We start from the raw sequence: 348 nt of genomic DNA, 5'->3' as shown, positions 1-348 counted from the left end.
CTATAATCCCCGAATCGCCACGCCCTGGAGACCCTGTAACTATCGGCGTAAACGCTCCCATAAAAGATGTAACTGTTTTTGTAAACGGAAAGCAAGTGTCAAAAGCTACTTGTTTTTCAATTCCCGAAGACGGCTGGAAACCCGGATTTACGGCGGCTATTGTAACAATCCCCTCAACAATTGACGAGAAAAACGCTATTATCAAACTGAACAACGAAAGCGGCACTATCTTTGAAATACCGATTACTTTATCGCAGAGAGAATTTCTTTCCGAGACGCTCGTGCTTAATCCGTCTCTTTCAAGATTAGTCGGGGAGTCCACTCCCGAAAAAACGGCCGGAGTATCAA

Annotated in this window: 1 protein-coding gene; it reads left to right on the top strand. The window is 44.8% G+C overall.

Annotated features, from left to right (window positions below; translation table 11 throughout):
* Nucleotides 1–348 (top strand): hypothetical protein (locus ACYVTD_RS18335; protein ID WP_461249030.1); only part of this gene is annotated, 348 nt, incomplete at both ends.

Source organism: Treponema sp. R6D11 (genome assembly GCF_054786075.1).
Note: the sequence above shows the minus strand (reverse complement) of the source record. Positions and strands in the feature narration are given on the sequence as shown.